Source organism: Streptomyces sp. NPDC104106 (genome assembly GCF_055584345.1).
Window position 1 is genome coordinate 163,800 of record NZ_JBVJMF010000014.1, and the last position, 26,138, is coordinate 189,937.

Here is a 26,138-nt window from a genome sequence, read left to right on the forward strand (position 1 = left end):
ACGGCCGGAATGCCGCCGCCGAAGGACGTGGGACCGGGTGGCCGGGGCGCAACTGACGCCAAGGCCGGACCGCCGCGTCGGACCGGGGATGCGAAGCGCCGCGGCCGGTCGGGCGCGCCAGTGGTACAGCGTCGGACGGGCGCCCCTGCCGTCGGGCGAGGGACGCTCCGGACGCGCCAGCGGCCGGTGAGGCCGAGCGACCGAGCGACCGAGCGACCGAGCGACCGAGCGACCGAGCGACCGAGCCGAGGATCGCCGCGCGTGATTTGCCGGGTGCAACGGCCGCGAGGGCACCGGGTACCGAGCGCGGCGTCGAGGGGTCGCCGCGTTCCGTCCCGCGCGGGCACACCGGCCGACGGCTGCCACCCGGGGGTGCGGATCCGCCGGTCGGGGAGGTGCGGAGCCCCGGGCACGACCGGCCGCCGCTTCGTGGGCGGCGCGCCCTGCCCGACACCGACGTATCCCGCCCACCCCGTCAGCCAGCGGCACCGAACCGCGCCGCCGGCCCCGCGGCCGGACACCGGCGACCGGCCCCACCGGCGTTCGAAGCCACCGGCGACCGGCCCCACCGGTTACCGCACCAGCCCCCACCGGAAGCCGAGTGCCACCGCGTGGGCCCGGTCGGAGGCGCCGAGCTTTTTGAACAGGCGGCGCGCGTGCGTCTTGACCGTGTCCTCGGAGAGGAACAGCTCGCGGCCGATCTCCGCGTTGGAGCGGCCGTGACTCATACCCTCCAGAACCTGGATCTCGCGCGCGGTGAGCGTGGGCGCGGCGCCCATCTCCGCTGAGCGCAGCCGGCGCGGGGCCAGCCGCCAGGTCGGGTCGGCGAGCGCCTGGGTCACCGTCGCGCGCAACTCCGCGCGCGAGGCGTCCTTGTGCAGATACCCGCGGGCACCGGCGGCGACGGCGAGAGCCACACCGTCGAGGTCCTCGGCGACGGTGAGCATGATGATGCGCGCGCCCGGGTCGGCGGAGAGCAGACGGCGCACGGTTTCCACGCCGCCCAGGCCGGGCATGCGCACATCCATCAGGATGAGATCGGAGCGGTCGGCGCCCCAGCGGCGGAGGACTTCCTCGCCGTTGGCCGCCGTCGTCACACGCTCGACACCGGGCACGGTCGCGACCGCGCGGCGGAGCGCTTCTCGGGCAAGCGGGGAGTCGTCGCAGACGAGGACGGATGTCATGACCGCCCTCCGCAGCTGATGCGCGTCACCTTGAGCCTCCAGGCTGGTACGGAATCGTCACCTGTGCGGTCGACCGCCTCGGACGCCTGCCCGAGTGCCGGTGTTCTCAACCGCCTCCGCACTCTCAACGACGGTCACTCGAAAGAGTTACGGGGCTGCATACCGTCATCGGCACTCTACGTGAGGGTCTCGACACGGTGCAGACATGGCCAACAGACCCTCAACTTTTCATCACAACCTATGCCCCATTCGGCCGCTTTTCTTCCCGTTTCGGGATGTCCGAGGCTAGATTCGCAATGAGTCATATTTTCATCTCCTTAGACCGGAGATGTACGGTCGTTGGCACCGTATCCGCCCAGAACGGCTGCAAGGGGTCACGTAATGGCAGATTTCTCCCGCCTTCCCGGACCGAACGCTGACCTGTGGGACTGGCAGCTGCTGGCTGCCTGCCGCGGCGTGGACAGCTCGCTCTTCTTCCACCCGGAGGGCGAGCGAGGGGCGGCTCGGAGCGCTCGTGAGAACTCGGCCAAAGAGGTCTGCATGAGGTGCCCTGTCCGTGCGGAGTGCGCGGCGCACGCCCTGGCGGTGCGCGAGCCGTACGGCGTGTGGGGCGGCCTGACCGAGGACGAACGCGAAGAGTTGATGGGGCGGGCTCGCAACCGGCTGGTGTCCGCATCGAGCACCACCGGGAACACCGCCGCAAGCCACTGAAGGAACGTTTCTGCACCTACTTTCCGGCGGGCACGCGCACGCGTGCCCGTGCCTCTCGCGGCCGCCGTCGCGCCGTCTTGCCCCTCCCCGCGCGGCCGGGTCCGCCCCTGCCCGCTACGCGCGCACCGTGAGGCTCTCCGGTCCGCGCGGCTGCCCCTGCGCGCGGGTGGCGGCGCGGGCGAGCTGCTCCAGGGTCGCCGCCACGGCCGGCACCTGTGCCAGGTCGGGCAGGGTGAGGGCGACGATCTCGCGCCGCACCGCCGGTTCCAGCCGGACGGTGCGCACGCCTCTCGGCCGTACCGACTCCACCGCGAGCTGCGGCAGCACCGCGACGCCGAGGCCCGCGCCGACCAGGCCGACCACCGCGGGGTAGTCGTCGGTGGCGAAGTCGATGCGCGGGGTGAAGCCCGCCCCCTCGCACACCTCGACCAGCTGGCCCCGGCAGCGCGGGCAGCCCGCGATCCAGGGTTCGCGGGCCAGCTCGCCGATGGCGACGCTCTCCGCGCGCGCGAGGCGGTGCCGCTCGGGCACGAGGGCCACCAACCGGTCCGTCAGCAGGGGTCGTACGACCAGGTCGTCCCAGTCCTCGGCGGCCGCCGCCCCGGCGTAGCGGAAGGCCAGGGCCAGGTCGCAGTCGCCCTCGCGGAGCAGTTCGACGGACTTCGGGGGCTCGGCCTCCTCCAGGGACACGCGGGTGCCGGGGTGGGCGGCGCGCAGGGCGGCCAGGGCCGTCGGGACGAGGGTGGAGCTGCCGCTGGGGAAGGAGACCAGCCGGACGCGGCCCGCGCGCAGGCCGGCGATGGCGGCGACCTCCTCCTCGGCGGCGGTGAGCCCGGCGAGGATGCCGGAGGCGTGCCGGACGAGGGCCTCGCCGGCCTGGGTCAGGCGCATCTCGCGGCCGGTGCGCACCAGCAGCGGGGTGCCGACCGAGGTCTCCAGGGCCTTCATCTGCTGGCTGACGGCGGGCTGGGTGCAGCCCAGTTCGCGCCCCGCCGCCGAGAAGGAGCCGGTGGCGGCGACGGCGCGCAGGACGCGGAGATGGCGGGCCTCGATCACCCTTCGAGCATAAGCCCCCCTTGGAGGGGATGCCCGATACTCGCTCGACGCTTTGAGGCGCTTCCCGTACCGTGCGCCCATGAAGGTTCTCTCGGTCAATCTTGGCCGCCCGCAGCCGGTGCCGTACACGGACCAGGCGGAGGGTGTGACGGGCATCGACAAGAAGCCGGTCGACGGGCCGGTGCGGGTGACGGCGCCGGGTCCCAAAGGGGCCGCCGGCAGCGGGCTCGCCGGCGACGCGGTGTGCGACCTGCGGCACCACGGCGGTGACGACCAGGCGGTGTACGCCTTCGCGCGCGAGGACCTCGACGACTGGGAGCGCGAACTCGGCAGACCGTTGGCCAACGGTTGCTTCGGGGAGAACCTGACGACCGGGGGCCTGGACGTCTCCGGGGCACTGATCGGCGAGCGCTGGCGGATCGGTGCCGAGCTGGTCCTGGAAGTGACCTCGGGCCGGATCCCGTGCCGCACGTTCCAGGGCCATTTGGGCGAGCGCGGCTGGGTCAGGAGATTCACACGGAAGGCGGCAACGGGTGCCTACCTCCGGGTGATCGAACCGGGCGAGATCCGCGCGGGCGATGCGGTCGAGATCGTGCACCGGCCGGACCACGGGGTGACGGCGGCGATGGAGTTCCGCGCGTCCACCACCGAGCGGGAACTGCTGCCGCGGCTGCTCGCGGCGGGCGCGGCGCTGCACCCGGAGGCGCTGGCGGCGGCCCGCAAGTACGTGGCGCGGCAGCGGAGCTGAGCGGCCGTCAGCCGGTCTCCACGCGGAAGCCCGCGGCAGCGGAGGCTGTCGGTCCGGGTCACTACCCTTGGGCCATGACAACGGCTCTGATTACGGGATCGACCGCGGGGATCGGCGCCGCGTTCGCGCGGCGGCTGGCGGCTGACGGGCATGACCTCGTCCTGGTGGCACGGGACGCGAAGCGGCTGCGCGAGCAGGCCACCGAGTTGCACGACCGGCACGGCATCGAGGTGGAGGTGCTGAGCGCCGACCTGTCCGAGGACAAGGGCATCGAGACGGTGGCGGACCGGCTCGCCGACCGGAAGAACCCGGTCGACCTGCTGGTCAACAACGCCGGTTTCGGCAACAAGGGCCGCTATCTGGACGTGGCCCTGGCCGACGAGCTGCGGATGCTCAAGGTGCACTGCGAGGCGGTGCTCCGGCTGACGTCGGCGGCGGCCGAGGCGATGCGCGAGCGGCGCCGGGGCGGGATCGTCAACGTCGCCTCCGTGGCCGCCTTCGTGCCGCGCGGCACCTACGGCGCCTCCAAGGCGTGGGTCGTGCAGTTCACCCAGGGCGCGGCGAAGGACCTGGCCGGCAGCGGCGTGCGGCTGATGGCCCTGTGCCCCGGCTTCGTGCGCACCGAGTTCCACCAGCGGGCCGGGATGGGCACGGACAACATCCCGGGCTGGATGTGGCTGGACGCCGACAAGCTGGTCGCGGCGGCCCTGGCCGATCTGGCGCGCGGCAAGTCGCTCTCGGTCCCCGACCCGCGCTACAAGGCCCTGATGGGCCTGGTGAAGGTCACGCCCCGGGGGCTGCTGGGCGGGATCACCTCGAAGACGGGGCGCAAGTACGGGCCGCAGTAGCCCGCCGAGGACGCGGGTGACGCCGTCGCCCCGATGCGTGAACGGGGCGAAAATGGGCGTGACGGAAAGACCGGGCCAGGGGGGCCGGGAGGCGGCGTCATGACCTTCGTACAGCTCATCGAGTGCAGGACGAGCCGGCTGGACGAGATGAACCGGCTCATCGACGACTGGGTCGCCGGGACGAAGGGGAAGCGGACGGCGACGCACGCGCTGGTCGGCAAGGACCGCTCGGACGCGGAGCACATCGTGGAGGTGGTGGAGTTCCCGTCGTACGAGGAGGCGATGCGGAACTCGAACCTCCCGGAGACCGACAAGATCTTCCAGGGGCTGCTCGCCCTGTGCGACGAGATGCCGGCGTTCACGGACCTGGACGTCGTGCGCGACGAGCGGCTGGCCGAGGAGACCGTACGGCGGTTCTTCGCGGCGCTCGAGTCACCGGGCGAACTGCCGCCGCTCAACGACCTGCTGGACGAGGACGTCCACAGTCACGATCCGATCAACCCGCAGGACACCATCGGGCTGGACAACGCCCGCGCCGAGTTCCGGATGTGGCGCGGCGGCTTCGACTTCGGGTTCGGTGTCGAGGACGCGCTCGTCCAGGGCGACCGGGCCTGCGCCCGCTGGACGTGGCACGCCACGCACAAGGGCGACTTCCTGGGCATCCCGGCCACCGGCCGGCAGGTCACCATGACCGGGATGACGCTGTTCCGGTCCACGGACGAGGGGAAGATCGCCGAGCTGTGGTGGCAGCACGACCAGCTGGGGCTGATGCAGCAGCTGGGGGCGCTGGACGAGTTGGAGCACTGAGCGCCGGGGAACGGGCGAAGGCCCGGCACCCCTTCCGGGGCGCCGGGCCTTCGCGCGAGTGCGCTCTGAGCGGCGTGGCTCAGTGGGCGTGGCCGTGGCTGTGGCCGTGGCCCGCGGTCTCCGGCTCCTCTTCCTTCTTCTCGACGACCAGGGTCTCGGTCGTGAGCAGCAGGGAGGCGATGGAGGCGGCGTTCTCCAGGGCGGAGCGGGTGACCTTCACCGGGTCGATGACGCCGGCCTTGACCAGGTCGCCGTACTCGCCGGTGGCGGCGTTGTAGCCGTTGCCCTTCTCCAGCTCGGCGACCTTGGAGACGATGACGTAACCCTCCAGGCCGGCGTTCTCGGCGATCCAGCGCAGCGGCTCGACGGCGGCGCGGCGGACGACCGCGACACCCGTGGCCTCGTCGCCGGTCTTGCCGAGGTTGTCCTCCAGGACCTTCACCGCGTGGACGAGAGCCGAGCCACCGCCGGAGACGATGCCCTCCTCGACCGCGGCACGGGTCGCGGAGATGGCGTCCTCCAGACGGTGCTTCTTCTCCTTCAGCTCCACCTCGGTGGCGGCGCCGACCTTGATCACGCACACGCCGCCGGCCAGCTTCGCGAGGCGCTCCTGGAGCTTCTCGCGGTCCCAGTCGGAGTCGGTGTTCTCGATCTCGGCCTTGATCTGGGCGACGCGGCCGTGCACGTCCTCGGAGTTGCCGGCACCGTCGACGATGGTGGTGTCGTCCTTGGTGACCGTCACGCGGCGGGCGGAGCCCAGCACGTCCAGGCCGGCCTGGTCGAGCTTGAGGCCGACCTCCTCGGCGATGACCGTGGCACCGGTGAGGATGGCCATGTCCTGCAGCATCGCCTTGCGGCGGTCGCCGAAGCCGGGGGCCTTGACCGCGACCGCGTTGAAGATGCCGCGGATCTTGTTGAGGACCAGGGTCGACAGGGCCTCGTTCTCGACGTCCTCGGCGATGATCAGCAGAGGCTTGGAGGTGCCGGCCTGGATGACCTTCTCCAGCAGCGGCAGCAGGTCCTGGATGGCGGAGATCTTGCCCTGGTGGATGAGGATGTACGGGTCCTCGAGGACGGCCTCCATGCGCTCCGGGTCCGTCACGAAGTACGGCGACAGGTAGCCCTTGTCGAAGGCCATGCCCTCGGTGAAGTCCAGCTCCAGGCCGAAGGTGTTGGACTCCTCGACGGTGATGACACCGTCCTTGCCGACCTTGTCCATCGCCTCGGCGATCAGCTCGCCGACCTGCTGGTCCTGGGCGGACAGCGCGGCGACGGCGGCGATGTCGGACTTCTCGTCGATCGGGCGGGCCGTGGCGCGCAGGTCGGCGGAGACGGCGGCGACGGCGGCGTCGATGCCCTTCTTCAGGGCGGCCGGGGAGGCGCCGGCGGCGACGTTCTTCAGACCCTCGCGCACCAGGGCCTGGGCGAGCACGGTGGCGGTGGTGGTGCCGTCACCCGCGATGTCGTTGGTCTTGGTCGCCACCTCCTTCACCAGCTGCGCGCCGAGGTTCTCGTACGGGTCCTCGATCTCGACCTCGCGGGCGATCGTGACACCGTCGTTGGTGATGGTGGGGGCGCCGAACTTCTTGTCGATGACGACGTTGCGGCCCTTGGGGCCGATCGTCACCTTCACCGTGTCGGCCAGCTTGTTGACGCCGCGCTCAAGGGCGCGACGGGCGTCCTCGTCGAACTTCAGAATCTTCGCCATGACAGCGGAAGCCCTCTCGGAAATCTGTGGGTGTAAAGACGACTGCGCCCCGGGCGCCCGGCTTCGTTATCGGTCGCGGGGGCCAGGGGCGCAGCTCAGGAGCAGAGGTTCGCTCGGGGTGATTACTTCTCGATGACCGCGAGGACGTCGCGGGCCGAGAGGACGAGGTACTCCTCGCCGTTGTACTTCACCTCGGTGCCGCCGTACTTGCTGTAGAGGACGACGTCGCCGACCTTGACGTCGAGCGGCAGGCGCTCGCCGTTCTCGAAGCGACCCGGGCCCACGGCGAGGACGGCGCCCTCCTGGGGCTTCTCCTTCGCGGTGTCCGGGATGACCAGGCCAGAGGCGGTGGTCTGCTCGGCGTCGAGCGGCTGGACCACGATGCGGTCCTCGAGCGGCTTGATGGCAACCTTGGAGCTGGTGGTCGTCACGATCCGACCTCCCCCTTCGGAGATCTCACGGGGTTAACTGTCTGAGGTGGCGACCAGGAGGATCCGTCGTCGCGGGTGCCGGACCTGCCCGTCGCTTTTGTTGGCACTCTCACGCGTCGAGTGCCAGAGCCGAGACTATGACCGCGATTAGCACTCGGTCAAGCGGAGTGCCAATGCGCACGGCGCGTCGGCCGAAGACGGTCCCCAGGCCGCCTACAGGTAGTCCTCCAGCCGCCCCACCGTCAGCCCCCTCTTCTGCGCCCGGCGCAGCACCCTGACCGTGCGGTCGCGCAGGATCCGGCCGCTCGCCCCGCCCGGGCCGACCAGGACGATGTCGCCGGGGCCCAGACGGTGTTCGCCGCGGGTGTAGGCCAGGTCGGTCGGGGTCGTGACGACGCGCCACAGGACGAGCGCGGAGATGCCGCAGTCGGCGGCGGCGCGCAGGGTGGTGGTGTCGTACGTGCCGTAGGGCGGGCGGAAGAGGCGGGGGCGCAGGCCGAGGCTGGAGCGGAGGCGGTCCTGCTGGCCGCAGATCTCGGCGCGTTGGCCGGCGTAGGGCAGTCCGGCCAGCGCGTGGTGGTCGAGGGTGTGGTTCTGGATGCCGGCGCCCAGTGCGCGCAGCCGGGCGAAGTGGTCGTAGCGGGGTCCGGCCACGCTGTCGGTGAGGAACAGGCTGACCGGCAGCCGCAGGTCGCGGACCATGTCGACGAAGCGGGGGTCCTTGTCGGCGCCGTCGTCGTAGGTGAGGAAGACGACCGGGTCACGGGTGGGGACGTGGTCCAGGACCCGGGGCAGGGAGTGGCCCGCGCTGTGCGGGGTGAGGGCGAGGCCGCGGGCGGCCGGCCGGGGCGGCCGGGCCAGGGGCTCGGCGAGGCCCCAGCGGCGGTACCCCTGGTCCGCGGCGGAGCGGTGCGGGGCATGCGACCGGACCTGTTCGGCGGCCTTCCTCCCGAGGCGTTCGATGGGGTCGACGGACTGCGCGCAACCGGCGAGGAAAAGGGCGGCCAGGAGTACACCGGCCAGAACCCGGCACCGACCACGCCCAGCGGCCACCGCGAGCCCGGCCTCCCGACACACCGGACCCAGGCCCCCGCACGGCACACGTCCAGCCCCGGTACACCCGCCACAGACGCTGTCCCACCAGCGACTGACGGCACGGAGGACAACGGCGGCCACGGGCCGGCGCGGGCGCTGCCCGGGACCGGCCGTGTGGCCGCGCCCCCGCGCGGCCGGCACGCTTGCGTCGTCCGTCCCGGGGGCACGCCTCGCGCGCGCGGCGAGGACTTGGGGTGCGGGGTTTCGGGGGGCCGGGATCGCGCCCTCGCGGGGGCTGGGCGGGGGCTCGGTGCGGGGGGCGGGAGTTCGCCGGCGGGGCGGGACCCACGGGCTCCTCCCGCGCGTCACAGGTAGTCCTCCAGGCGGGCCACGGCGTAGCCCTCGCGCGTGACCTTGTTCAGGAAGCGGCGCATGTCGTCGGCCATCGTGCCGTTCCACTCGGAGCGGCCGCGGAAATGGGTCAGGACGATGTCGCCCCGGCGCATCTTCTGGTCGTCCTCGCGGTACTCCCAGTGGTCGACGTACACCTCCTCGTTCCAGATCGGCGCGTACTTGATGCCGCAGGCCTTGGCGGCGCGCAGGCTGTCCTGGTTGTAGTCGCCGTAGGGGAAGCGCATGACGGTGGGTGCCCTGCCGAACTGCTTCTTCATGATCCGCTGCATGCCGCAGATCTCGTCCTTCTGCTGCTCGTACGACATGCCCGGCAGGTAGGGGTGGTGCAGGGTGTGGTTGTTCAGGGTGTGGCCCTGCGCCTGCATGGCGCGGAAGTAGCCGTAGTCGTCCTCGATCACGTAGTTGCTGAGGAAGGCGGTGTACGGGATCTTCAGCTCCCGCATCATCCGCAGGAAGTTCGGGTCCTTCTCCGAGCCGTCGTCGATCGTGAGGAACACGATCTTCTTGTCGGTGGGGACGGTGGTGAAGACCGGGGGCAGGTGCCAGTCCTCCTGGTGGTCCACCTCGAAGCCGGGCCGGGCGGTGATCCTGGGCTTCTGCCTGGGCGGCGGCGGGGGCGTCAGCGGGACCTGGTCCAGACCCCAGCGCTTGGCGGCGGCCACGAGGCGGGCGTGTTCGGCGGCCTCGCGGGCCTGCGGGCTCAGGGCCTGTCCGAGGCCGCGCGGGCCGGGTGCGGGGCGGGTCTCGGTGGGCCCGGCGCAGCCGGAGAGGAGGGCGGCGGCGCAGGCCAGGACGGCGGCTGTGCAGCCGAGGGCCGCGTGGTCGAGGCGGGACCGGTCACGGGAGCCGGCTTCGGCCGCATTTTTTTCATTTCGTCCTACTGTGCGCATGGTGCCGGATCCTCCCAGGCCCCCCTCCGGAACCCCGGCCGACACCTCCGCCGCGGGCGCCTCATCCACCGGCTGGCCCACAATGAGCCGGTGAACGACCTCGCTCTCCTGCTCACCCCCGAAGGCCGCGCCCTCCTCGACGAGGTCCGCGACATCGCCCCGGCCGACGAACTCGCCGTCGCCACCCGTCTGCGCCGCGACCATCCGGCCGACCTGGTGTCGGCCGCGCTGGGCCAGGCCCGGCTGCGGCAGCGGGCGGCGGCGAAGTTCGCGGCGGCGGACGCGCGGCGGATGTTCTTCACCCCGAACGGGGTCGAGCAGTCCACCCGAGCCGCCGTGGCGGCCTACCGCGCCGAGCGGTTCAAGGCCCTCGGCGTGACGTCCGTCGCCGATCTGTGCTGCGGCATCGGCGGGGACGCGATCGCGCTGGCGCGGGCCGGGATCCGGGTGCTCGCCGTGGACCGGGACCCGGCGACGGCGGCCGTCGCGCGGGCGAACGCCGAGGCGCTGGGGCTCCATGAGCTGATCGAGGTCCGCGAGGCCGATGTGACGGAGGTGGACACCGCCGGGTACGACGCCGTGTTCGCGGATCCCGCGCGGCGCGGCGGCGGACCAGGCGGGGCCGCGCGAAGCACGTCGGTGAGGGGCGGTGGCCGGGCGACGGGCGGGCGGATCTTCGATCCCGAGGCGTACTCACCGCCGCTGTCCTGGGCGATCGGCGCCGCACGTACGGCACCGCACGCCGCCCTGAAGATCGCCCCCGGCGTCCCGCACGAGGCGGTCCCCACCGACGCCGAGGCCGAGTGGATCTCCGACGGCGGGGACGTGAAGGAGGCGGTGCTGTGGTTCGGCACCGGCGCGCCCGGCGCCGTGCGGGCCACCCTGCTGCCCGGCCCGCGCACCCTCCTCGGCCGCGGCCTGCCCGACCCCGCGGTACGGCCGGTCGGCCGGTACCTGTACGAGCCCGACGGCGCCGTGATCCGGGCGCACCTGGTGGCCGAGGTGGCGCAGGAACTGTCCGGCGGGCTGATCGACCCCACCATCGCCTACGTCACCGCCGACGCGCACCGCCCGACGCCGTACGCCACCGCCTACGAGATCACCGACCGGCTCCCCTTCAACGTCAAGAAGTTGAAAGCGCTGTTGCGCGAGCGGGAGGTCGGCACGCTGACCGTGAAGAAGCGCGGCTCGGCGGTGGAGCCGGAGGAACTGCGCAAGAAGGTCAAGCCCCAGGGCCCGAACGCGGCGACGGTGTTCCTGACCCGGGTGGCGGGGGCGCCCACGATGCTGGTCGGCCGGCCCGCCTAGGCCGGCAGTTCGTCCGCCCGGCGCCGCAGCAGTTCCCGCTCCCTCTCGTTGCGCGCCAGCCCCGCCGCCCGGGTGAACTCCGCGCGGGCCTCCGCCGTGCGGCCGAGACGACGGAGCAGGTCGGCGCGGACGCTGGGGAGCAGGTGGTAGTCGCGCAGCGCGGGGTCGGCGCTCAGGGTGTCCACCAGTTCCAGGCCCTGTGCCGGGCCGTCCGCCATGGCCACGGCGACCGCGCGGTTCAGTTCGACCACCGGCGAGGGGGCGCGGGCGGCGAGCAGGGCGTACAGGGTGGAGATCGCGCGCCAGTCGGTGTCCTCGTAGCGGTACGCGCGCGCGTGGCACGCGGCGATGGCCGCCTGGAGGGCGTACGGGCCGGGGGGTCCGCTCGCGGTGGCCCTGGCGCGGTCCAGGGCGCTGACGCCGCGGGCGATGAGCGGCCGGTTCCAGCGGCGGCGGTTCTGGTGCTCCAGCAGGACCGGCTCGCCCCCGGGGCCCGTGCGGGCGGCCGTGCGGGAGGCCTGGAACTCCAGCAGCGCGGTCAGGCCGTGCACCTCGGGCTCCTCGGGCATCAGCGCGGACAGGAGGCGGGCCAGGCGCAGCGCGTCCTCGCACAGGCCGGGGCGCAGCCAGTCGTCGCCGGCCGTGGCCGCGTACCCCTCGTTGAAGACCAGGTAGATGACGTCCAGGACCGAGCCGAGGCGCGCGGCGCGGTCGGGGCCGTAGGGCACCTCGAAGGCGACGTTCCGCTTCGCCAGGGTGCGCTTGGCGCGGACGATCCGCTGGGCGACCGTCGGCTCCGGGACCAGGTAGGCGCGGGCGATCTCGGCCGTGGTCAGGCCGCCGACCATGCGCAGGGTGAGCGCGGTGCGGGCCTCGGGGGACAGCACGGGGTGACAGGTGGTGAACACCAGCCGGAGCAGGTCGTCGTCGATGTCCTCCGGGTCGGCCGGCGCGTCGTACGAAGGAGGCGCCGTCCGAAGGTCCCGGCCGATCTCGGCGAGCTTGCGGGCGTAGGTCTCGCGGCGCCGGATCAGGTCGACGGCGCGGTGCCGGGCGGTGGCCGTGAGCCAGGCGCCTGGGTTGTCGGGCACCCCGTCGCGCGTCCAGCGCTCCAGGGCGGCGACCAGGGCGTCCTGGGCCAGTTCCTCGGCGATGCCGACGTCCCGGACGAGCCGGGCGACACCGGCGACGACACGGGGGAACTCCAGCCGGAAGACGGTCTCGATGGCGTGCGCCACGGCCGCGTCCGGGGTGCCGGGCGGGGCCACGGCGGGCTGTGCTTCCACAGCCCACCATGCAACACCCCCGGCCGGCCCCGCGCCAGGACCGCTCAGCCCTCGGCGATCTGCCGCACCTCGCAGGTCACCGTCCAGTACTCCTCGTGGGTCTTCACGAACCGCTTGGTCCATTCCAGGGCCTCGTCCATGTCCTTGCACTGGGTGATGGCGTAGCCGCCGATGACCTCCTTCGACTCGGTGAACGGCCCGTCGGTGACGGTGAGCCGGCCGCCCTCCCAGCGCACGCGCTTGCCCTGGCTCTGCGGGGTCAGCCCGGCCGTGTCGAGCATGACGCCGGCCTTGGTGATCTCCTCGATGAGGGCGCCCATCCGCTCCCTCAGCTCGGGGCTGGGGCCCTCGGGGGGCGCGGTGGTCTCGTCGACGCGCACGATCGACAGGTAGCGGGGCATGGTGACTCCCTCGGGTCAGGCAGCGGGGTCCGTCCCCGCCGCTCACCCGTGCGTCGATCGGGAGGGCCCGGGATCGACACGTCCCCGGAAAACAATTCTTCTTCAGCGCAGCGACGCCCACAGCTCGCCCGCCGCCGGTTCCTTCGCAATCACCCGGTTGGGGTCGGAGGGGGCGGTGACGACCGGCATCATCACCGTCGTCACCCGGTCGGCCGTGAGGCCCTTCAGGCTCTGGCCGAGCCGCATGAGCGCGTTCAGCGAGTCCAGACCGGTGTCGGTGGTGAGGCTCGCGGTGGCCGCGTCGGCGACCCGGTAGAGCTCGGCCGGGTCGGTGAGCAGGCTGGTGTGCGCCATCTGCGCCAGCAGCGCCTTGACCAGCTTCTGCTGGAGCCCTATCCGGCCGAGGTCACTGCCGTCGCCTATGCCGTGCCGGGTGCGGGCGAGGGCCAGGGCCTGCGTGCCGCCGAGATGGTGGGTGCCGGCGTTCAGGTCGAGGTGGCTGTCGACGTCGTGGATGTCCTGGTCGGTGGTGACGGTGACCCCGCCGAGCGCGTCCACCAGCCGGGCGAAGCCGGAGAAGTCGACCCCGATGAAGTGGTCCATGCGGACGCCGGTGATCGACTCGACGGTCTTCACGGCGCACACCGGCCCGCCCACCTCGTAGGCGGTGTTGAACATCGCGCCGTACGCCACCGCCGTGCCGCGGCCCCCGGACAGCGGGCAGGACGGGCGGGTGACGAGGGTGTCGCGCGGGATGCTGACCACGGTGGCCCGGGTGCGGCCCGCGTCGACGTGCACGACCATCGCCGTGTCCGAGCGGGCGCCGGAGCTGTCGCCGCCGCCCAGCTCCTGGTCGGCCTTGCCGCTGCGCGAGTCCGAGCCGAGGACCAGGATGTTCAGCGAGCCGGACGGCAGCGGGGAGGCGGCCGTCGCGGCGGGGGTGGTCACCGCCCTGGCGGGCCGGTCGTCGCCGAGCGCGGTGTTGATGTCGACGCCTTTGATGTTGTGGTCCAGGTGCCAGTACGCCCAGCCGGTGACAGCCGCGCCCAGCACCAGGAACCCCGCCAGGGCGAGACCGACGGTCTTCAGCGCGCTCGACCGTCGGCCCACCCGTCCGCCCGTGCCGTCCCGCTCGCCCCGCTCCTCAAGTCGCGTCACGACAGGAACGTAAGTCCGAATTGTTAGGGGAGTGTGAGCGGAAGCGGTGAGAAACGGTTTTCTTCGGAATTTCTCATCCCAGCGTCACCGTGGGTGCCGGATTGCTGCCGCTCCAGGACCCGTTGAAGCCGAACGTCACCGAACTCCCGTCCGCGACGGTCCCGTTGTACGGGGCGTTCGCGCAGGAGACCGCCGCCGCCGTCTGGGTGCAGGTGGCGTTCCATGCCTGGGTGATCCGCTGGCCCGCGCCGAAGGTCCAGTCCGCCTTCCAGGACGACAGCGAGGCCCCGGTGCAGGAGATGGTCACCTGGCCGGTGAAGCCGGTGCTCCACTGGCTGCTCACGCTGTAGGCGGCGGTGCAGGCACCGGTCGGCGGAGGGGTGCCCCCGCCCGCGTCGCCGCCCCCGAGGGCGGTGGCGATGCCGTAGTACGCCGGTTTCGGCTGGTAGTTCTCGTCGTACGGCGTCGCCGCCCCGTACCCCGGGAAGGTGCCCGGCACCCAGGAGTCGGCGTCGGTGAAGCCCCACACCGTGACGTTGACGCAGCGGGTCACGGCGGCGCAGGCGGCGATTACGGAGTGGAAGTCGGCCTTCTGCTGGGCGAGTTTCGTGCCGTCGGCGGGCAGTTGCATGCGGATGTCCAGCTCGGTGATCGCCACGTCCACGCCGAGGTCGGCGAAGCGCTGGATGTTCTGCTGGAGCGTGGCCGGCACCTGGCCGAGGATCAGGTGGGCCTGGAGGCCGACGCCGTCGATCGGGACGCCCTGCGCCTTCAGCGACCTGACCAGGTTGTACAGGGCGTCGGACTTCGCGCCCAGGCCCTCGACGTTGTAGTCGTTGATGTACAGCTTGGCGGCCGGGTCGGCCGCGTGCGCCCAGGTCAGGGCGTCGGCGATGTAGCCCGGGCCGAGTCCGTCGTACCAGAGGGTGGAGCGGTAGCTGCCGTCCTCGTTGAAGGGCTCGTTGACCACGTCCCAGGAGGCGATCTCGCCCTTGTAGCGGCCGACCTCGGTGCTGATGTGGTTCTGGAGCAGGCCGCTGAGCTGCGCGGGGGTCCAGCTGCCGTTCGTCAGCCAGCTCGGGTTCTGGCTGTGCCAGACCAGGGTGTGGCCGCGCACCTGCTGGTGGTGGGCCTGGGCGAAGGCGACGATCCGGTCCGCCTCCGTCCAGTCGAAGGTCCCCCGGACGGGCTCGACCGTCCCCCACTTCATGGCGTTGCCGGGGGTCAGCGAACCGAACTGGGCCCCGGCGATGTCGCCGTAGGTGCCGGTGAGCTCGGAGCCGGTGACGGCGGTGCCGACGACCTTGCCCTGCGCGGCGGCGAGGTCGCGCAAGGGAGTGTCGGCGGCGTGCGCCGCGGGCGCCGTCAGCAGCAGCGCCGCACCGGTCAGCAGGGAAGCGAGCGGTAAGCCGATTCTCAGAGATCTCACGGGAAATACCTCCGAAAGTTTCGGTCCAGCAACCGATTGGCTTCGGAGGAGTGTGGGCGCGCGCACCCCACCCGTCAATACGTCACCTTCCGGCCACCGGCGTCACGGCGCCGCCGTGCTCGACCGCACCACCAGGCTCGTCGCCAGCTCCACGCGCGTCGCCGCCGGCTCCTGCTGCTCGCGCCCCAGCTCCAGCACCAGCCGGGCGGCCGCCTCGGCCATCTCGGTCAGCGGCTGGCGTACGGTCGTCAGCGGCGGGCCCACCCAGCGGGCCACCGGCAGGTCGTCGAAGCCGACCACGCTGAGGTCCTCCGGGATGCGCAGCCCCAGCTCGCGGGCCGCCTCGTACAGGCCGAGCGCCTGCAGGTCGTTGCCCGCGAAGACGGCGGTGGGCCGGTCGGGGCGGCGCAGCAGCTCCAGGCCGAGCCGGTAGCCGGCGTCGTGGTGGAAGTCGCCGCCCACGATCAGCGAGGGGTCGACGGGCAGCCCGGCCGTCTCCAGCGCGGCCCGGTAGCCGTCGACCCGGGCGCGGCTGCACATCATCCGGGACGGGCCGCTGATCGCGCCGATCCGGGTGTGGCCGAGTTCGATCAGGTGGCGGGTGGCGGCGAGGCCGCCCTGCCAGTTGGTGGCGCCGATGGAGGGCACGTCCGGGCCCGGGTCGCCGGCCGGGTCCATCACCACGAACGGGATGGACCGGCTCAGCAGCAGGGCCCGCTGCGACTCGTCGAGCCCGGACAGCACGAGCACCACCCCGTGCGGACGGCGCGCGGCGACCTGGTCGGCCCAGGTGCGGCCCGGGGTGAGCCGGCCGGCCGACTCCGAGAGCACGACGCTCAGCCCCGCGTCGCGGGCCACGTTCTCCACGCCCCGGATGACCTCCATCGCCCAGGCGCTCTCCAGCTCGTGGAAGACCAGGTCGATCAGCGGGGAGCGGGAGGCCTCGGCGCGCCGGCGCCGGTAGCCGTAGGCGCGCAGCAGTTCCTCGACCCGGGTGCGGGTCGCCGGGGCGACATCGGCGCGGCCGTTGAGCACCTTCGAAACAGTCGGAGCGGACACCCCGGCCTCACGGGCGATTTCGGCGAGCGTCGCCGTCTGCGTTTCTGTGGGCTTCGAAGGTTTCATGCCCGGGATCGTATCCCCGCCGGACCTCTTGACGAAGGCCTGTGCCCGCCATAGGTTCCCGGAACATTCGGAATACTCTACGAAACATTCGCGCACGCGATTCAGCCGAGCCAGCCGAGCCAGCCGAGCCAGCCGAGCCAGCCGAGCCAGCCGAGTCTGACGGGAGTCCCATGACCATCGCTCCTTGGCGCGACCCCGCCCTGCCCGCCGACGCCCGCGTGGCCGACCTGCTCTCCCGGATGACCCTTGAGGAGAAGGCCGCCCAGCTGTACGGCGTGTGGGTGGGCGCCGCCACGGACGGCGACGGCGTCGCACCGCTCCAGCGCGAGATGACGGCCGACGCCACCGCCGATGACTGGGACGAGCTGATCACCCGCGGCCTCGGCCAGCTGACCCGCTCCTTCGGCACCGCCCCCGTGGACCCGGCGCTGGGCGCGCAGGCACTGGCCCGCGCCCAGCGCCGGATCGTGGTGGCCGGCCGCTTCGGCATCCCGGCCGTCGCGCACGAGGAGTGCCTGGCCGGGTTCACCGCCTGGCGCGCGACGGCGTACCCGGTGCCGCTCGCCTGGGGCGCGGCCTTCGACCCGCCGCTGGTCGAGGAGGTGGGCCGGCGCATCGGCCAGGACCTGCGCGCCTGCGGTGTCCACCAGGGCCTCGCCCCCGTCCTGGACGTCGTCCGCGACCCGCGCTGGGGGCGGGTCGAGGAGACGATCGGCGAGGACCCGTACCTGGTCGGCACCATCGGCACCGCCTATGTGCGCGGCCTGGAGTCGGCCGGGGTGGTCGCCACGCTCAAGCACTTCGCCGGGTACGCCTCCTCGGCCGGCGCCCGCAATCTGGCGCCGGTGCGCGCGGGCACCAGGGAGTTCGCGGACGTCACGCTGGTGCCCTTCGAGATGGCGGTGCGCGAGGGCGGGGCCCGCTCGGTGATGGCCGCCTACACCGAGACCGACGGCGTGCCCGCCTCCGCCGACCCGTGGCTGCTGACCGACCTGCTGCGCGGGGAGTGGGGGTTCACCGGCACGGTGGTCGCCGACTACTTCGGCGTCGGGTTCCTGCAGAGCCGGCACCGGGTCGCCGGGGACGAGGCGGAGGCGGCCCGTCTGGCGCTGGCGGCGGGCCTCGACGTCGAGCTGCCGACCGTCAAGTGCTACGGCATCCCGCTCGTCACCGCCGTCCGCGAGGGCCGCGTCCCGGAGTCACTGGTGGATCGCGCGGCCCGCCGGGTCCTGAAGCAGAAGTGCGAGCTGGGCCTGCTGGACGAGGGCTGGCGGCCGGAGCCGGAGGGGCGGCTGGAGCCGGACTCGGCACAGAACCGGGCGCTGGCCCGGAAACTGGCCGAGGAGTCGGTGGTCCTGCTGGACAACCCCGACGGGATGCTGCCGCTCGCCCCCGACACCCGGATCGCGGTGGTCGGCCCGCGCGCGGCGGACGCGCTCGCCATGCTCGGCTGCTACTCCTTCCCCTCCCACGTCCTCACCCACCACCCGGAGGTCCCGCTCGGCATCGAGATCCCGACCGTCCTCGACTCGCTGCGTGCCGAACTCCCGGACGCCAAGGTCACGTTCGCGGCGGGCTGCGGGGTCGACGACCCGGACACGGGCGGCTTCGCGGAGGCGGTGGCCCAGGCGGCGGAGGCGGACGTGTGCGTGGCGGTGCTCGGCGACCGGGCGGGCCTGTTCGGCCGGGGCACCTCCGGCGAGGGCTGCGACGTGGCCGACCTCGAACTGCCGGGCGTCCAGGCGGCGTTGCTGGACGCGCTGGTGGCGACGGGCGTCCCCGTGGTCCTCGTCCTGCTGACCGGCCGGCCGTACGCGCTGGGCCGCTGGCAGGGCCGACTCGGCGCGGTCGTGCAGGCCTTCTTCCCCGGCGAGGAGGGCGGCCCCGCCGTCACCGGGGTGCTGTCCGGCCGGGTGAACCCCTCCGGCCGGCTCCCGGTGAGCGTGCCCCGGGTGCCCGGCGGCCAGCCCTGGACCTACCTCCAGCCGCCGCTGGGCCTGGCCGGCGACGTCAGCAGCCTGGACCCGACCCCGCTGTTCCCGTTCGGGCACGGCCGCTCGTACACGACGTTCGCCTGGGAGGACGTCGAGGCGCCCGCGGCCGAGATCACCACGGACGGCTGGTACGAGCTGTCGCTGACCGTCCGCAACGCCGGCGACCGGGCGGGCGCCGAGGTCGTCCAGCTCTATCTGCACGATCCTGTGGCGAGCGTGACCCGGCCCGACGTACGGCTCATCGGCTACCGGCGCGTGGAACTGTCCCCCGGCGCCCGGCGCCGGCTGACCTTCCGCTTCCATCCGGACCTGTCGTCCTTCACGGACCGCACGGGCACCCGCGTGGTGGAGCCGGGCGCCCTGGAGCTGCGGCTGGCGGCGTCGAGCGCGGACGTGCGGCACACGGCCCGGCTCGAACTGACCGGCCCGGTGCGGGTGGTGGGGGCGCGGCGCCGGCTGCGCTGCGAGGTGCGCGAGCAGGAGGTCTGAACGCCGCCCGGCGGAGGTGTGGGCCCAGGGGGCGCCACGCGGGCAAAAACCGACCCCTGTGCCGCGCGTGTTCATGACGCGTTCAGGTCGCTCCTGGGAGGGTCGGGCCGTACCCCACTCCCCCCACAGGAGCGCACCCCGTGACGACCACGCCCTTGACCACGACGACATCCGTCATGAAGAAGCTGCCAGAGGTCACCCTCGCGTTCTGGATCATGAAGATCGCGGCGACGACCCTGGGCGAGACCGCGGGCGACCTGTTCTCCCAGACACTGAAGCTCGGCTACTTCCTCACCACGATCGCCCTGTTCGGCGTCTTCGTGGTGACGCTCGTGATCCAGCTCCGCTCGACGCGCTACAACCCGTTCTTCTACTGGACGGTGATCCTGTCGACCTCCATGGCCGGCACCACCCTGTCCGACTTCATGAACCGGGACGCCAGCGCCGCGTACCTCTCCGGCGGCGCCACCTCGCTCGGCTGGGGCCCGCAGGGCCTCGGCCTCGGCTATCCGGAGGGCGCCGCGATCCTGGTCTCGCTCCTGCTGCTGATCTTCCTCGCCTGGAAGCTGAGCGGGATGACCTTCCAGATCACCGAGATCGTCACCTTCCGGGGCGAGGCCCTGTTCTGGTCGGCGATCCTCGTGTCCAACACCCTCGGCACCTCGATGGGCGACTTCCTCTCCGACAGCTCGGGCCTGGGCTACCTGGGCGGCGCCTCGCTGGTGACCGGCGTCCTGCTGCTCCTCGTCGCCCTGATGCGGGTTCCGGCTGTGCCGAACGTCCTGCTGTTCTGGATCGCGTTCGTGCTGACCCGCCCGCTCGGCGCCACGGCCGGCGACTTCCTGACCAAGCCGACCGCCAAGGGCGGGCTGGACCTCGGTACGGCGGGCTCTTCGGCGGTGCTGCTGACGGTGCTGTTCGGCCTGATGGCGTACGCGCGGCGCAAGGAGCGGCGGGCGGCGACGGCCCCGGCGGCCGCGGGCGGGACCGCGAAGGCGAAGGCGGACCAGCCGCAGCGAGCCGGCCACCGGTGACGGCGGCCCCCGCAACGGCGAAAACCGCCCCGGACATCCGGGGCGGTTTTCGGTCGAGAGCGCCGGGCAGGCCTTGCACCTGCATCTCCCCGCAGGAAGCGGGGCGTCTTTCCTTGGACCACCAACGCACTGCGATTCGGCCGGGGTTCCGGTTTCCCGGTTCCTGCCGTTCGCTGTGTGATGATCATAGCGCAGTTCGGCCGGGCGTCTCAACTCAGTCGCCGGCGACCGCCTCGAACCGCCAGCGGTGCACCGCCCGGGTCACCAACTCCGGGTCGGGCTCGGGCAGTTCGGGCAGCTCGGCGGTGTACGGCGCGTCCCACCACGTGATGACCAGCACCCGGTCCTGCGGCGCCCGCAGGGTCTCGCGGCGCAACGGCTCGACGGCGAGCGGCTGTTCCCGCACCCAGGCCAGCAGTTCCCCGCCCCGGCCCGCCACGGCCCGGGCCTCCCACATCAGCGCGACGGTCACGAGTACAGGTTCTCCTTGCTGACCTCGTGCACGTGGTCGTGGTCGTGGCCGTGCTCGCCGGGCACGTGCGGGTCGGTCACCGGCAGGGAGGAGTCGGCGGACAGGTCCCAGCCGGAGGCGGCGCGGCGACGGGCCACCATCTCGGCGCCGAGGGCGGCCACCATCGCGCCGTTGTCCGTGCACAGCTTGGGGCGCGGCACGCGCAGCCGGATGCCGGCCGCCTCGCAGCGCTCCTGGGCGAGAGCACGCAGCCGGGAGTTGGCCGCGACGCCGCCGCCGATCATCAGGTGGTCGACGCCCTCGTCCTTGCAGGCGCGCACGGCCTTGCGGGTCAGCACGTCCACGACGGCCTCCTGGAAGGAGGCGGCCACGTCGCGGACCGGGACCTCCTCGCCGGCCGCCCGCCGGGCCTCGATCCAGCGGGCCACGGCCGTCTTCAGACCCGAGAAGGAGAAGTCGTAGGCGGGGTCGCGGGGGCCGGTCAGCCCGCGCGGGAACGCGATCGCCTCGGGGTCGCCCTCGCGCGCGTACCGGTCGATGACCGGGCCGCCGGGGAAGCCCAGGTTCAGCACGCGGGCGATCTTGTCGAAGGCCTCGCCGGCCGCGTCGTCGATGGTCGAGCCCATCGGCCGGACGTCGGAGGTGATGTCCGTCGACAGCAGCAGCGAGGAGTGGCCGCCGGAGACCAGCAGGGCCATGGTCGGCTCGGGCAGCGGGCCGTGCTCCAGCTGGTCGACGCAGATGTGCGAGGCGAGGTGGTTGACGCCGTACAGGGGCTTGCCGAGGGCGTATGCGTACGCCTTGGCCGCGGAGACGCCGACGAGGAGCGCGCCCGCGAGCCCGGGACCGGCGGTCACGGCGATGCCGTCGAGGTCCCGGGCCGAGACGCCCGCCTCCTTCAGCGCGCGGTCGATGGTGGGGACCATCGCCTCCAGGTGGGCGCGGGAGGCCACCTCGGGGACGACACCGCCGAAGCGGGCGTGCTCGTCGACGCTGGAGGCGACGGCGTCCGCCAGCAGGGTGGTGCCGCGGACGATGCCGACGCCGGTCTCGTCGCAGGAGGTCTCGATGCCGAGGACGAGAGGTTCGTCAGCCATTGATCTCGGTTCCTTGTACTGAGGATGAAGGGTCGGTCAGGCGCATGACCAGGGCGTCCACGTTGCCGGGCTGGTAGTAGCCGCGCCGGAAGCCGATCGGCTCGAAACCGAAGCGCTCGTAGAGCTTCTGGGCGGCCAGGTTGTCCACCCGGCACTCCAGCAGCACCTCGTGGCACTCGAACGCGGTCGCCGCGCGCAGCAGCTCGGTCAGCAGCAGCCGGCCGAGGCCGGTGCCCTGGAGGTCGCGGGCGACGGCGATGGTCTGCACGTCCGCCTGGTCGCCGGAGGAGGCGAGGCCCGCGTACCCGACGATCCGGCCGGACCCGGCGCCGCCGGTGTCCTCCTCGGCCACGAGATAGCGGCGGGTCGCCCCGGCGCCGCGGGCGTGGGCCAGCTCGGACCAGAACATGCCCCGCGACCAGGCGTCCTCGGGGAACAGTTCCTTCTCCAGCTCCAGGACCTGGTCGATGTCCCACCAGCGCATCTCGCGCAGTCGCACGGTCACTTCGGCGTGACCACCTTGTAGTTCTTGGGCACCTGGGCGTCCGGGCGGCGCAGGTACAGCGGCCGGGGCGCCGCCAGTTCCTCGCCGGCGGCGAGCTTGTGCGCGGCGAGCGAGGCGAGGGCGGCGGCCGAGACGTGCTCGGGCTCGTGGGCGCGCGGGAACGTCTCCGGGTAGAGCAGCGCGCCCGCGCCGACCGCGGGCAGGCCCGCGACCTGCTCGGCGATGTCGGCCGGCCGGTCCACCGCCGGGTCGGTGAGCCGGGTACGCGAGTCGGCGTACGTCGCCCAGTAGACCTCCTTGCGCCGGGCATCGGTCGCCACGACGAAGGGGCCCTTCTCGATGTCGGCGGCGTAGGCGAGGCCGTCCAGGGTGCACACGCCGTGCACCGGGACGCCGAGCGCGAGGCCGAAGGTGTCGGCGGTCATCAAGCCGACGCGCAGGCCGGTGTAGGGGCCGGGCCCGACGCCGACGACGATCCCGGTGACGGCGTCCAGCGCGATCCCGGCCTCGGTGAGCACACGGTCGACGGCCGGCAGCAGCAGCTCTCCGTGCCGGCGCGCGTCCACCTGGCTCGACGAGGCGACGACGTCCGTGCCGTCGTGCAGCGCGACGGTGACGGCGGGGGTGGCGGTATCCAGAGCGAGCAAGAGCACGCGAACAGCCTACGGCGCCCACGGCTCGTGCATCGCCGTCCGGGTCGGACGGTCACCGGCTGCTACGGTCTGTACGAAGTACGACATATCGCATGAAGCAGATGAGGCGACGAGGCAGAGGTGGGACACGTGGCAGGGACCAGCTCGGGAATCGTGGCCGGCCTGACCGCGGTGGCCCTCGGTGCCGTCGGCTTCCTCGCCTACCAGGCCCGTGCGAACGCACCGGCGAGCGTGTCCGGCCGCCCCGGCGCGACGGCGTCACCGGCGTCGCCCTCGGTGTCCGCCGGCGAGGCGCAGCGGGACCGCCGTGACACCACGGCCCTGCCGGCCGGCTCCGGGAGGGGGGAGCGGGTCGTGTACGCGCTGGCCGACGACCGGGTCTGGCTGGTCGACCGCGCGAACCGGGTGGAGCGCACCTTCCAGGTGACGCCGGGCACGATCGGCCCGCCGCCCGGCTCGTACTGGGTCACCTCCCGCTCCAGCGCGGTCACCGGCACCGACGGCACGCCGGTCGAGCACGTCGTGCGGTTCACCAGCGTCGACGGGCTGGCGATCGGCTTCAGCGCGGCGATCGCCGCCCAGTCTTCGGCCGATCCGACGGTGCGCACGGGCGGAATCCGGGAGAGCCGGCCGGACGGGGTCGCGATGTGGAACTTCGCGACGATCGGCGTGCCGGTGATCGTGATCCGCTGAGCACTCCGCTGGGCGCTCCGCCGGAAGCGCGGCGACCTGCCGCGTCGGAGGCTGCGGCCCACCCCGACCGAGCGCGCGCCGCACTCCGCCGGACCCGCTCAGGCGGCCTCGCACTCCGGGAAGGCTCGACCGGCATCCACCGCGCCACCTCGACCGAGCGCGCGCCGCACTCCGCCGGACCCGCTCAGGCGGCCTCGCACTCCGCGGGCAGCCCGGGAGACCCGACCCGCATCCACCGCGCCACCGCGAGCGAGCGCCGAACCGGCTCAGGCGGCCTCGCGCTCCGGAGGGCGCCGGAGAGACTCGTCCGCCGTCGACCGCGCCACCCGGCCGGTCGCGCGGCTCCCCGCCCCCGCAGAGCGCTGCCGAACCGCACCAGGCCCCACCGAACCCGCCGCCAGGCCACCTCGCGCCCCCCGCGCGGCCGGGGAAACCCGACCGGCATCCACCGCACCGCCGCGACCGAGCGCGCGCCGCACTCCGCCGAACCGGCTCAGGCGGCCTCGCGCTCCGTGGGGGGCCGGGGAGGGTCGTCCGGTGTCCGCTGCGCCGTCGCGGACGGTCGCGGGCACGGGGTGGAGCCGCGCGGTGGTCGGGAGATGACGTCCGCCGCCGCGCACGACGCCAGCAGGTCGTGCATCGAGATCCCGGTCGGGCTGGGTGCGGTCATGGACGCCTCCTGAGGTGCGGGGGCGGGCGTAGTTAGGCACGCCTAACTACGGGCTGGCTCCCATGGGACCACGCCCGGGACGTCCTGCGCAATATCTTGCCGACGGCCTGTCGGAATCCCGTCGGGTCGTGGCCGTCAGGCGGCGAGCGTCTCCAGCCCGGCGTCCGTCCACCGCTCGCCGAGCCCGGTGAGCGTCACGTGCCGCACCTCGTCGGTCGTGTCGCCGACGGCGCGGTGGATGCCGACCTGGAGGCGGTCCTCGGTCAGCTCCTCGACCTTGCCCTCGCCCCACTCCACGACGATGACCGAGTCGGGCAGCGAGACGTCGAGGTCCAGGTCCTCCATCTCGTCCAGGCCGCCGCCGAGCCGGTAGGCGTCGACGTGGACCAGGGGCGGGCCGTCGCCGAGGGAGGGGTGCACCCGGGCGATCACGAAGGTCGGCGAGGTGACCGCGCCGCGCACGCCCAGGCCCTCGCCGAGACCGCGGGTCAGCGTGGTCTTGCCCGCGCCCAGCTCCCCGCTGAGCATCACCAGGTCTCCCGCGCGCAGCAGCTTGGCCAGGCGGCGGCCCAGCTCGCGCATCTGCTCGGGGGAAGTGATCGTCAGCCGGGTCTCAGCGGGGTCCCGCGGTGCTGCTGGTGCTGCCGGTCGTTCCATAGCCACTAACCGTAGCCCCTGCCGGCACCGCACCCGCGCGGGTGAGCAGGTCGGCGAGACGGTCGGTGACCACTTCCGGGTGCTCCAGCATCACCAGGTGACCGGCGTCCGGCACGAGCACCAGCTCGCACTCGGGCAGCAGATCGGCGATGGCCTCGCTGTGCTCGCTGGGCGTCACCAGGTCCTGCACGCCCGCCAGCACCAGCACGGGCTGGTCCCGGAAGCAGGAGAGCGCCTCGGTCTTGTCGTGGTCGGTGAAGGCCGGGTAGAACTCGGCGACCACGTCGATCGTCGTGGACTCGATCATCCGCTCCGCGAACCGCGCGACGGCCGGGTCGATGTCGCGCCCGGCGAACGAGTACCGCTTGATGATCCCGGCGAACAGGTCGGCGGTGGCCCGCCTGCCCTTCTCCACCAGCTCCGCCTGCTGCCCGAGCGCCTTCAGCACCCCCGGCAGGATCCGCCGCACCGCGTTGACGCCGGCGACGGGCAGTCCGAAGTTGACCTCGCCGAGCCGCCCGGACGACGTGCCGACGAAGGCGGTGGCGACGACCCGGTCCCGGATCAGCTCGGGGTACTGGGCGGCGAGCGCCATCATCGTCATGCCGCCCATCGAGTGCCCGACCAGCACGATCGGCCCCTCGGGCACGGCGGCGTCGAGCACGGCCTTCAGATCGCGGCCGAGCTGGTCGATGGTGAGCGGCACCCGGTCCCGCGTCTGGGCCACGCCCCGCCCGGAGCGGCCGTGGCTGCGCTGGTCCCAGTGCACGGTGCGGACGACCCCGCGCAGGGCGGCGCGCTGGAAGTGCCAGGAGTCCTGGTTCAGGCAGTAGCCGTGGCTGAAGACGACGGTGACCGGGGCGGGCGTCTTGCGGCCGAAGAGCCGGCGCCTGCGCGGGGAGACGTGCGGACCGTTGTCGGGCTCGGCCTCGTCCACCTCGTAGTACAGCTCCGTGCCGTCGTCGGCGATCGCCTTGCCGGCGGCGCCGCGCAGGGTGCCGTAGGGCCCGGCGGAGTCCAGGGCCAGCCGGGCCTTGCGGCGCATGCCACGCCCCACCGTCATCCGCTCGACCGCCACACCGGCCGCCGCGCCCGCGGCGAGCACGCCTATCGCGGCGCCGGCGATGCCGGTCGCCCGGCGCCAGCCGCCGACCGCTCCGGCGGCGGAGGCGGCGGCCGCCGAGGCGACGACGTCCGCCACGGCCTCCGCGCTGCTCTCGCTCACGTACCGCTCCTCTTCGCCGTTTCGTCCTCGCCGTCGCGGATTTCGCCCGGCCGGGTGCGACCGATGGTGCCGCCGTCGCCGCCGTCACAGGTATGACCGGCGTTACACGT

The 26,138-nt window shown here is 73.0% G+C and carries 26 protein-coding genes; 8 read left to right on the forward strand and 18 right to left on the reverse strand.

Features of this window, described 5'->3' with window-relative positions:
• Window positions 1-572: 572 nt before the first annotated feature.
• Entirely contained in the window at window positions 573-1,184 is a 612-nt protein-coding gene (locus tag ACZ60X_RS29375) for a response regulator transcription factor (RefSeq protein ID WP_003948568.1), read from the reverse strand.
• Window positions 1,185-1,565: 381 nt separating this feature from the next.
• Between ACZ60X_RS29375 and ACZ60X_RS29380 the strand changes: the two genes are divergently transcribed.
• On the forward strand, window positions 1,566-1,895 hold the full coding sequence (locus ACZ60X_RS29380) for a WhiB family transcriptional regulator (protein ID WP_469604723.1): 330 nt from the start codon (window positions 1,566-1,568) through the stop codon (window positions 1,893-1,895).
• A 114-nt stretch (window positions 1,896-2,009) separates the two neighbouring features.
• On the opposite strand, the gene ACZ60X_RS29385 is transcribed toward ACZ60X_RS29380, so the two are convergent.
• A complete protein-coding gene (locus ACZ60X_RS29385; protein ID WP_469604725.1) occupies window positions 2,010-2,951 on the reverse strand; it encodes a LysR family transcriptional regulator in 942 nt (313 codons plus the stop codon).
• Between the two features lie 79 nt (window positions 2,952-3,030).
• Between ACZ60X_RS29385 and ACZ60X_RS29390 the strand changes: the two genes are divergently transcribed.
• The 3 genes from ACZ60X_RS29390 (at window position 3,031) to ACZ60X_RS29400 (ending at window position 5,354) form a co-directional block, all read left to right on the forward strand.
• Window positions 3,031-3,699: an MOSC domain-containing protein gene (locus tag ACZ60X_RS29390; RefSeq protein ID WP_469604727.1), complete on the forward strand. Its 669-nt coding sequence runs from the start codon at window positions 3,031-3,033 to the stop codon at window positions 3,697-3,699.
• 74 nt (window positions 3,700-3,773) lie between these two features.
• Entirely contained in the window at window positions 3,774-4,547 is a 774-nt protein-coding gene (locus ACZ60X_RS29395; RefSeq protein WP_469604730.1) for an SDR family NAD(P)-dependent oxidoreductase, read from the forward strand.
• A gap of 99 nt (window positions 4,548-4,646) precedes the next feature.
• Window positions 4,647-5,354, forward strand: a complete 708-nt coding sequence (locus tag ACZ60X_RS29400) for an ester cyclase (protein WP_469604732.1) — start codon at window positions 4,647-4,649, stop codon at window positions 5,352-5,354.
• Window positions 5,355-5,433: 79 nt separating this feature from the next.
• Here ACZ60X_RS29400 and groL read toward each other — a convergent pair whose 3' ends face one another.
• The 4 genes from groL to ACZ60X_RS29420 all read right to left on the reverse strand — a co-directional run bounded on the left by groL (window position 5,434) and on the right by ACZ60X_RS29420 (window position 9,832).
• The gene (gene groL / locus ACZ60X_RS29405; protein WP_469604735.1) at window positions 5,434-7,062 is read right to left on the reverse strand and encodes a chaperonin GroEL; all 1,629 of its coding nucleotides are present in this window, start codon (window positions 7,060-7,062) and stop codon (window positions 5,434-5,436) included.
• A 122-nt stretch (window positions 7,063-7,184) separates the two neighbouring features.
• Entirely contained in the window at window positions 7,185-7,493 is a 309-nt protein-coding gene (gene groES / locus ACZ60X_RS29410; protein WP_067050959.1) for a co-chaperone GroES, read from the reverse strand.
• A gap of 213 nt (window positions 7,494-7,706) precedes the next feature.
• A complete protein-coding gene (locus ACZ60X_RS29415; protein ID WP_469604738.1) occupies window positions 7,707-8,546 on the reverse strand; it encodes a polysaccharide deacetylase family protein in 840 nt (279 codons plus the stop codon).
• Between the two features lie 347 nt (window positions 8,547-8,893).
• Window positions 8,894-9,832, reverse strand: coding sequence for a polysaccharide deacetylase family protein (locus tag ACZ60X_RS29420; protein WP_469604741.1), 939 nt, complete (start codon window positions 9,830-9,832; stop codon window positions 8,894-8,896).
• Window positions 9,833-9,922: 90 nt separating this feature from the next.
• On the opposite strand from ACZ60X_RS29420, the gene ACZ60X_RS29425 reads away from it, so the two are divergent.
• Entirely contained in the window at window positions 9,923-11,140 is a 1,218-nt protein-coding gene (locus tag ACZ60X_RS29425; protein ID WP_469604744.1) for a class I SAM-dependent methyltransferase, read from the forward strand.
• Here ACZ60X_RS29425 and ACZ60X_RS29430 read toward each other — a convergent pair.
• From ACZ60X_RS29430 to ACZ60X_RS29450, 5 genes are all read right to left on the reverse strand, one after another.
• On the reverse strand, window positions 11,137-12,426 hold the full coding sequence (locus tag ACZ60X_RS29430) for an RNA polymerase sigma factor (protein WP_469604746.1): 1,290 nt from the start codon (window positions 12,424-12,426) through the stop codon (window positions 11,137-11,139). The genes ACZ60X_RS29425 and ACZ60X_RS29430 overlap by 4 nt on opposite strands.
• 44 nt (window positions 12,427-12,470) lie before the next feature.
• Window positions 12,471-12,827 (reverse strand): YciI family protein, encoded by a 357-nt coding sequence (locus ACZ60X_RS29435; protein ID WP_469604749.1) that lies wholly within the window; start codon window positions 12,825-12,827, stop codon window positions 12,471-12,473.
• 102 nt (window positions 12,828-12,929) lie between these two features.
• On the reverse strand, window positions 12,930-13,937 hold the full coding sequence (locus ACZ60X_RS29440) for an LCP family protein (protein ID WP_469604923.1): 1,008 nt from the start codon (window positions 13,935-13,937) through the stop codon (window positions 12,930-12,932).
• Window positions 13,938-14,058: 121 nt separating this feature from the next.
• A complete protein-coding gene (locus tag ACZ60X_RS29445; protein ID WP_469604751.1) occupies window positions 14,059-15,414 on the reverse strand; it encodes a glycoside hydrolase family 10 protein in 1,356 nt (451 codons plus the stop codon).
• 102 nt (window positions 15,415-15,516) lie between these two features.
• On the reverse strand, window positions 15,517-16,539 hold the full coding sequence (locus ACZ60X_RS29450; RefSeq protein ID WP_469604754.1) for a LacI family DNA-binding transcriptional regulator: 1,023 nt from the start codon (window positions 16,537-16,539) through the stop codon (window positions 15,517-15,519).
• Window positions 16,540-16,709: 170 nt separating this feature from the next.
• On the opposite strand from ACZ60X_RS29450, the gene ACZ60X_RS29455 reads away from it, so the two are divergent.
• Window positions 16,710-19,022 (forward strand): beta-xylosidase/alpha-l-arabinosidase, encoded by a 2,313-nt coding sequence (locus ACZ60X_RS29455; RefSeq protein ID WP_469604756.1) that lies wholly within the window; start codon window positions 16,710-16,712, stop codon window positions 19,020-19,022.
• Window positions 19,023-19,162: 140 nt separating this feature from the next.
• Window positions 19,163-20,056 (forward strand): COG4705 family protein, encoded by an 894-nt coding sequence (locus ACZ60X_RS29460; RefSeq protein WP_469604758.1) that lies wholly within the window; start codon window positions 19,163-19,165, stop codon window positions 20,054-20,056.
• Window positions 20,057-20,270: 214 nt separating this feature from the next.
• On the opposite strand, the gene ACZ60X_RS29465 is transcribed toward ACZ60X_RS29460, so the two are convergent.
• From ACZ60X_RS29465 to tsaB, 4 genes are read right to left on the reverse strand one after another with little or no spacing between them, the layout of a single operon-like run.
• Window positions 20,271-20,528: a hypothetical protein gene (locus ACZ60X_RS29465; protein WP_469604761.1), complete on the reverse strand. Its 258-nt coding sequence runs from the start codon at window positions 20,526-20,528 to the stop codon at window positions 20,271-20,273.
• Window positions 20,525-21,625: a tRNA (adenosine(37)-N6)-threonylcarbamoyltransferase complex transferase subunit TsaD gene (gene tsaD / locus ACZ60X_RS29470; protein WP_469604763.1), complete on the reverse strand. Its 1,101-nt coding sequence runs from the start codon at window positions 21,623-21,625 to the stop codon at window positions 20,525-20,527. Before tsaD ends, ACZ60X_RS29465 begins: the two co-directional genes overlap by 4 nt.
• The gene (rimI, locus tag ACZ60X_RS29475) at window positions 21,618-22,109 is read right to left on the reverse strand and encodes a ribosomal protein S18-alanine N-acetyltransferase (protein ID WP_469604926.1); all 492 of its coding nucleotides are present in this window, start codon (window positions 22,107-22,109) and stop codon (window positions 21,618-21,620) included. The genes tsaD and rimI overlap by 8 nt, the downstream gene beginning before the upstream one ends.
• Window positions 22,110-22,126: 17 nt before the next feature.
• A complete protein-coding gene (gene tsaB / locus ACZ60X_RS29480; protein ID WP_469604765.1) occupies window positions 22,127-22,783 on the reverse strand; it encodes a tRNA (adenosine(37)-N6)-threonylcarbamoyltransferase complex dimerization subunit type 1 TsaB in 657 nt (218 codons plus the stop codon).
• A 129-nt stretch (window positions 22,784-22,912) separates the two neighbouring features.
• Between tsaB and ACZ60X_RS29485 the strand changes: the two genes are divergently transcribed.
• Entirely contained in the window at window positions 22,913-23,476 is a 564-nt protein-coding gene (locus tag ACZ60X_RS29485; protein WP_469604768.1) for a hypothetical protein, read from the forward strand.
• 493 nt (window positions 23,477-23,969) lie between these two features.
• Here ACZ60X_RS29485 and ACZ60X_RS29490 read toward each other — a convergent pair whose 3' ends face one another.
• From ACZ60X_RS29490 to ACZ60X_RS29500, 3 genes are all read right to left on the reverse strand, one after another.
• Window positions 23,970-24,146 carry a hypothetical protein gene (locus tag ACZ60X_RS29490; protein ID WP_469604771.1) on the reverse strand — a complete coding sequence of 59 codons (177 nt, stop codon included), beginning with the start codon at window positions 24,144-24,146 and terminating at the stop codon, window positions 23,970-23,972.
• 135 nt (window positions 24,147-24,281) lie between these two features.
• Window positions 24,282-24,803 carry a tRNA (adenosine(37)-N6)-threonylcarbamoyltransferase complex ATPase subunit type 1 TsaE gene (gene tsaE / locus ACZ60X_RS29495; protein ID WP_469604773.1) on the reverse strand — a complete coding sequence of 174 codons (522 nt, stop codon included), beginning with the start codon at window positions 24,801-24,803 and terminating at the stop codon, window positions 24,282-24,284.
• On the reverse strand, window positions 24,760-26,028 hold the full coding sequence (locus tag ACZ60X_RS29500) for an alpha/beta fold hydrolase (RefSeq protein WP_469604776.1): 1,269 nt from the start codon (window positions 26,026-26,028) through the stop codon (window positions 24,760-24,762). The genes tsaE and ACZ60X_RS29500 overlap by 44 nt, the downstream gene beginning before the upstream one ends.
• Between the last annotated feature and the right edge of the window lie 110 nt (window positions 26,029-26,138).

Excerpts from the sequence above, each read along its gene's own strand:
- ACZ60X_RS29390 (WP_469604727.1), top strand. The coding sequence starts at position 3,031 with ATGAAGGTTCTCTCGGTCAATCTTGGCCGCCCGCAGCCGGTGCCGTAC.
- ACZ60X_RS29490 (WP_469604771.1), bottom strand. The coding sequence starts at position 24,146 with ATGACCGCACCCAGCCCGACCGGGATCTCGATGCACGACCTGCTGGCG.
- rimI (WP_469604926.1), bottom strand. The coding sequence starts at position 22,109 with ATGCGCTGGTGGGACATCGACCAGGTCCTGGAGCTGGAGAAGGAACTG.
- groL (WP_469604735.1), bottom strand. The coding sequence starts at position 7,062 with ATGGCGAAGATTCTGAAGTTCGACGAGGACGCCCGTCGCGCCCTTGAG.
- tsaE (WP_469604773.1), bottom strand. The coding sequence starts at position 24,803 with ATGGAACGACCGGCAGCACCAGCAGCACCGCGGGACCCCGCTGAGACC.
- ACZ60X_RS29435 (WP_469604749.1), bottom strand. The coding sequence starts at position 12,827 with ATGCCCCGCTACCTGTCGATCGTGCGCGTCGACGAGACCACCGCGCCC.
- tsaD (WP_469604763.1), bottom strand. The coding sequence starts at position 21,625 with ATGGCTGACGAACCTCTCGTCCTCGGCATCGAGACCTCCTGCGACGAG.
- ACZ60X_RS29420 (WP_469604741.1), bottom strand. The coding sequence starts at position 9,832 with ATGCGCACAGTAGGACGAAATGAAAAAAATGCGGCCGAAGCCGGCTCC.
- ACZ60X_RS29380 (WP_469604723.1), top strand. The coding sequence starts at position 1,566 with ATGGCAGATTTCTCCCGCCTTCCCGGACCGAACGCTGACCTGTGGGAC.
- ACZ60X_RS29375 (WP_003948568.1), bottom strand. The coding sequence starts at position 1,184 with ATGACATCCGTCCTCGTCTGCGACGACTCCCCGCTTGCCCGAGAAGCG.
- ACZ60X_RS29450 (WP_469604754.1), bottom strand. The coding sequence starts at position 16,539 with ATGAAACCTTCGAAGCCCACAGAAACGCAGACGGCGACGCTCGCCGAA.
- ACZ60X_RS29455 (WP_469604756.1), top strand. The coding sequence starts at position 16,710 with ATGACCATCGCTCCTTGGCGCGACCCCGCCCTGCCCGCCGACGCCCGC.
- ACZ60X_RS29395 (WP_469604730.1), top strand. The coding sequence starts at position 3,774 with ATGACAACGGCTCTGATTACGGGATCGACCGCGGGGATCGGCGCCGCG.
- ACZ60X_RS29400 (WP_469604732.1), top strand. The coding sequence starts at position 4,647 with ATGACCTTCGTACAGCTCATCGAGTGCAGGACGAGCCGGCTGGACGAG.